Annotated in this window: 4 protein-coding genes and 3 pseudogenes; 3 read left to right on the top strand and 4 right to left on the bottom strand. The window is 62.5% G+C overall.

The genetic code is table 11. From position 1 onward, the window contains the following. The 3 genes and pseudogenes from ACWEH3_RS35810 to ACWEH3_RS35800 form a co-directional block, all read left to right on the top strand. Window positions 1-157: pseudogene (locus tag ACWEH3_RS35810) on the top strand (IS110 family transposase); the annotation flags it as partial. Between the two features lie 159 nt (window positions 158-316). Continuing rightward, a pseudogene (locus tag ACWEH3_RS35805) lies at window positions 317-903 on the top strand (IS3 family transposase); the annotation flags it as partial. A 35-nt stretch (window positions 904-938) separates the two neighbouring features. Continuing rightward, window positions 939-1,313, top strand: coding sequence for a DUF4158 domain-containing protein (locus ACWEH3_RS35800; RefSeq protein WP_450026792.1), 375 nt, complete (start codon window positions 939-941; stop codon window positions 1,311-1,313). Here ACWEH3_RS35800 and ACWEH3_RS35795 read toward each other — a convergent pair. From ACWEH3_RS35795 to ACWEH3_RS35780, 4 genes and pseudogenes are all read right to left on the bottom strand, one after another. Further along, window positions 1,301-2,229: pseudogene (locus ACWEH3_RS35795) on the bottom strand (IS256 family transposase); the annotation flags it as partial. The gene ACWEH3_RS35800 and the pseudogene ACWEH3_RS35795 overlap by 13 nt on opposite strands. 45 nt (window positions 2,230-2,274) lie before the next feature. Next, window positions 2,275-3,153 carry an IS3 family transposase gene (locus ACWEH3_RS35790; protein WP_450026794.1) on the bottom strand — a complete coding sequence of 293 codons (879 nt, stop codon included), beginning with the start codon at window positions 3,151-3,153 and terminating at the stop codon, window positions 2,275-2,277. Beyond that, window positions 3,132-3,485 (bottom strand): transposase, encoded by a 354-nt coding sequence (locus ACWEH3_RS35785; RefSeq protein WP_450026790.1) that lies wholly within the window; start codon window positions 3,483-3,485, stop codon window positions 3,132-3,134. Before ACWEH3_RS35785 ends, ACWEH3_RS35790 begins: the two co-directional genes overlap by 22 nt. Before the next feature lie 50 nt (window positions 3,486-3,535). Beyond that, entirely contained in the window at window positions 3,536-3,661 is a 126-nt protein-coding gene (locus tag ACWEH3_RS35780; protein WP_450026796.1) for a hypothetical protein, read from the bottom strand. Window positions 3,662-3,797: the final 136 nt, after the last annotated feature.

The raw sequence follows: 3,797 nt of genomic DNA, 5'->3' as shown, positions 1-3,797 counted from the left end.
CTACCAGGAACTACGCGGCCGGGAGATGAACCACAACGCCGCCCTCCGCCAGCTCGGGAACCGGCTCGTGGGCATCCTGCACGGCTGCCTGAAAACCAAAACCCCCTACAGCCAAGAAACAGCCTGGTCACACCGCTACCAACACCTCGCTGCCTGACTTCCCTTGACATCCAAGTTCCTGGGATGTCTGACACGATCGGATTGAAGCCGTTTCGGCTGTCGGCGCTCACGTTATTCCCGGGGGCCGGGTCACGTAATGGGGCAGGTGGTGGGTCCTGGATGATGTTTTATCCGACCTCCTTCTGGTGTGAACCGGCCCGCGGACCTGGTGCAGCGGAAGTTCACGCCGCCGGCGCCGAACCGTATATGGTTTGCCGACATCACGTATGTGTCCACCTGGTCAGGCTGGGTGTACGTGGCGTTCGTGATCGACGCCTACGCCCGTCGGATCATCGGCTGGCGTACTTCGACGTCGATGACCACGACGCTGGTGCTGGACGCGATCGAGCACGCGATCTGGACCCGGGAGCGGGCGGGCTGGAACGTGAAAGATGTTGTCCACCACACAGATAGAGGATCGCAAGCCGGATTCAACTGATCTATTGCGTTCACCGAACGCCTCGGCCGCAGCCGGGATCCAGGCCCAGCGCAGGCGCGGTGGGCTCCAGCTTCGACAACGCCCTCGCCGAGACCGTGAACGGCTTGTACAAAACCGAGCTGATCACGCCGCGTGGCCCCTGGCGCAGCGTCGACCACGTCGAGTTCGCCACCGCCGAATGGGTGGATTGGTTCAACCACCGACGCCTCTACCAATACTGCGGCGACATCCCACCCGCCGAGATGGAAGCCGCCCACTACGCTCAGAACCCAGCCCAGCAACCCGCTGAGCTGTCACACCAGTAAGTCTCCGAACTCACCGGGGCGATTCACTCTGGCTCGTGACTACTGGGGTGTCGGTGTTGGTGGAGTATTTGGCCGAGCAGCTCGAGATCGCGGACTTGTCGTGTGTGAAGACTTACACTCGCCGGGATCAGACTCGGTTGGAGCATCGGTGGGAGATCTCCAGGGCCGATCAGCTTGCGGTCCGCGTCGTCCAGGACGAAAAACCGCTCCAGCTCCTCCTCCGTCGGCGGACCACCGAAGCGGCCGTACAGCGCGACCTGCCGATCGGTCAGGAAGTGTTCCTCATCCAGCGACACGAATCGTCAACATACGCAGAACAATCCATGATCACCTGGGTATGCCCTCCGGCCAGGACCGGGATCAGTCTTCACTACCGCTGTTTTTTACAAGATCACGCGTCGATGTCGTAGTCGAGGAACGGAATGAACTCCTCCCACGAGTTCTCCCAAAGACGCACGATCGCACCGTATTTCGAGCCCCACCGGTCAGTGAGTTCATCCAGCGCTGCGCGCGCCGCATCAGCGTTGACGGCGGTGTAGATCGGTTTCACATCCCGTCGCAGCGCATCCCAATGCTGACGCCCGGCCAGCCGGAAGGTGTTGCGGATCAAATGGATGATGCAGGTCTGGACCGTGGCCAGCGGCCACACGTTCCCGACCACCTCCGGCAGCCCTTTGAGGCCGTCGCAGACCAGGAAGAACACGTCTTTGACCCCGCGGTTGCGGATGTCGGTGAGCACGCTGAGCCAGAACTTCGCGCCTTCACCGCCGGTGCGGCCCACAACCCAAGGATGTCCTTCTCGCCAGTGACGCTGACCCCGATCGCGGCGTAGATCGGGCGGTTGGCGACCTGCCCATCACGGACCTTCACCACGATCGCATCGATGAAGATGGCCACGTAGACCTCATCCAGCGGCCGGCACGACCACTCCTGCATCTCCGCGACCACTTTGTCGGTGATGCGCGAGACCGTCTCCTTCGACACCGACGCGCCATAGATCTCGGCGAAGTGCGTCGAGATCTCCCCGGTGGTCAGGCCTTTGGCATACAGCGACAGCACGATCTCATCCACCCCGGTCAACCGGCGCTGGCGCTTGCGGACGATCTGAGGTTCGAAACTGCCGTCGCGATCGCGGGGCACCTCGATCGGCACCGGCCCGCTCGTGTCGGTCAGCACCGTCTTCGGCCTGGTCCCGTTGCGCACATTCGCCGAGTCCCGCTCCGCGGGTGGCTGGTTCGGCTCGAATCCCAGATGTTCGGTCATCTCCTCGTTCAACGCCGTCTCGAGGACGGTCTTGGTGAACTGTTTGAGCAGCTGACGGGACCCCGGTGTTCGGTCCAGGTGATCTGGCCCCCGCTCGTCGGTCCGCGCTTACGAGAGTTGAGGGCTTGGTTGGATGTCGAGCCACAGGGTCTCATACTCGGTGGGGCTGAGGTGGCCGAGGTAGGAGTGACGGCGCTCGTTGTTGTAGAAGGTGTCGATCCAGTCAGCCATCGCGATGGTCAGCTCGAGGGTTGTCGACCACTTCCTGGTGTTGAGGAGTTCGGTTTGCATCCGTCCCCAGAATGACTCCATCGCTGCGTTGTCGAAGCAATCACCGACAGTTCCGAACGAAGGCAGAATCCTGTGCCGGCGGAGGTTCTCACCGAACGACCACGAGGTGAATTGTGTTCCGTGATCTGCATGCACGATCAACCCCTCGGCGGTGACGCGTTCTGTCATTGCCATGTTGACCGCGTTGTTGACCAACAGCGTGTCGGCAATGGTGGAAAAGGATCGGCCGACGATCTTCTTGCTGAAGCAGTCCAAAATGGCGCAGCAATAGACTTTTCCGTCTCTTGCGGGATGTTCGGTGATGTCGGTGCACCACAGCTCGTTGGGGCGGGCAGCGGTGAAGGCCCGGTTCACCAGGTCCGCGGGAGTGCTCACTGCGAGCATCGGGTGGCCACGTCGTTTGCGTCTGGGCAGGCCGAACAGCCCCCGCTCGGCCATGATCGAGGCAACCAGCTTGTGGTTGACGATCATCTCGCGCTCGGCCAGCAACGCGGCCTTGATCCGGCGTTTGCCGTAGGTTCCACGGGACTGGGCATGAATCCGGGATATCTCATCGGCGACCACAATCCTGCGAATCGTTCTGGTGGACAACGGCTGCCGCCGTTGCCGCAGAAAGGTGGATCTGTGCACTCCAGCGATTCGGCAGGCCGACCGCCCCGAATGTCCGAGTGCGATCAGCCCTTCGACGACCGCGATCCGCCTTTTGGGGACACCACCGCCTGCGCATCGAACAATTCGCAGGCGTCGCGAGTGAGTTTCAATTCGGCTTCCAATGCGGCGATCCTCTTCTTCGCCGGGGCCAGCTCATCAGCTTCCACGCTCGGAATGCCCTCGCGGACTCCTGCATCGACGAGGACCTGCGCCTTCCACCGGAACAAGGTGGCAGGCGAGATCCCTGTCTCGGCCGCTATCTCGGCGACGGGCTCGCCGGCCCGCGGCCGAGCACACACCTGCCGTCGCATCGCCAGCGGAAAGGATTTAGGCATCGTGACCTCCTGCGGGTCAGTCTGCTCAACTCTCAAAACCACGGCCCCCTCAGCGGGGGCCAGATCACCCGGACCGAACCAGAGGGGTCAGGTCACAGCCCGTTCGGCCCGGTCAGGGACAAGCCCTGTTCCTTGGCCATCCGCACCAGCTCCGCCGCTGCCAGCTCCTCGGCCGACGCCTCGGCCTTCTTCCTCGCCACGGCATCAAGTGTCGTCATCACGGCACCCTCCCGCTGAACTTCATTCAGCGCGTCAGGCCGCAAACGCCAACTTGTTGAATCGGGGCCGGAGTTCGTGGTCTGCAGCCATGATCTTCGAGGCTGCGGTCGGGGTCGCTCGGCAAACACCTGTCGC

This window comes from Nocardia sp. NPDC004718, from assembly GCF_053601535.1.
Note: the sequence above shows the minus strand (reverse complement) of the source record. Positions and strands in the feature narration are given on the sequence as shown.

Bases quoted from the DNA above. Each gene is read 5' to 3' on its own strand.
- ACWEH3_RS35780 (WP_450026796.1), bottom strand. From the start codon at position 3,661: ATGACGACACTTGATGCCGTGGCGAGGAAGAAGGCCGAGGCGTCGGCC.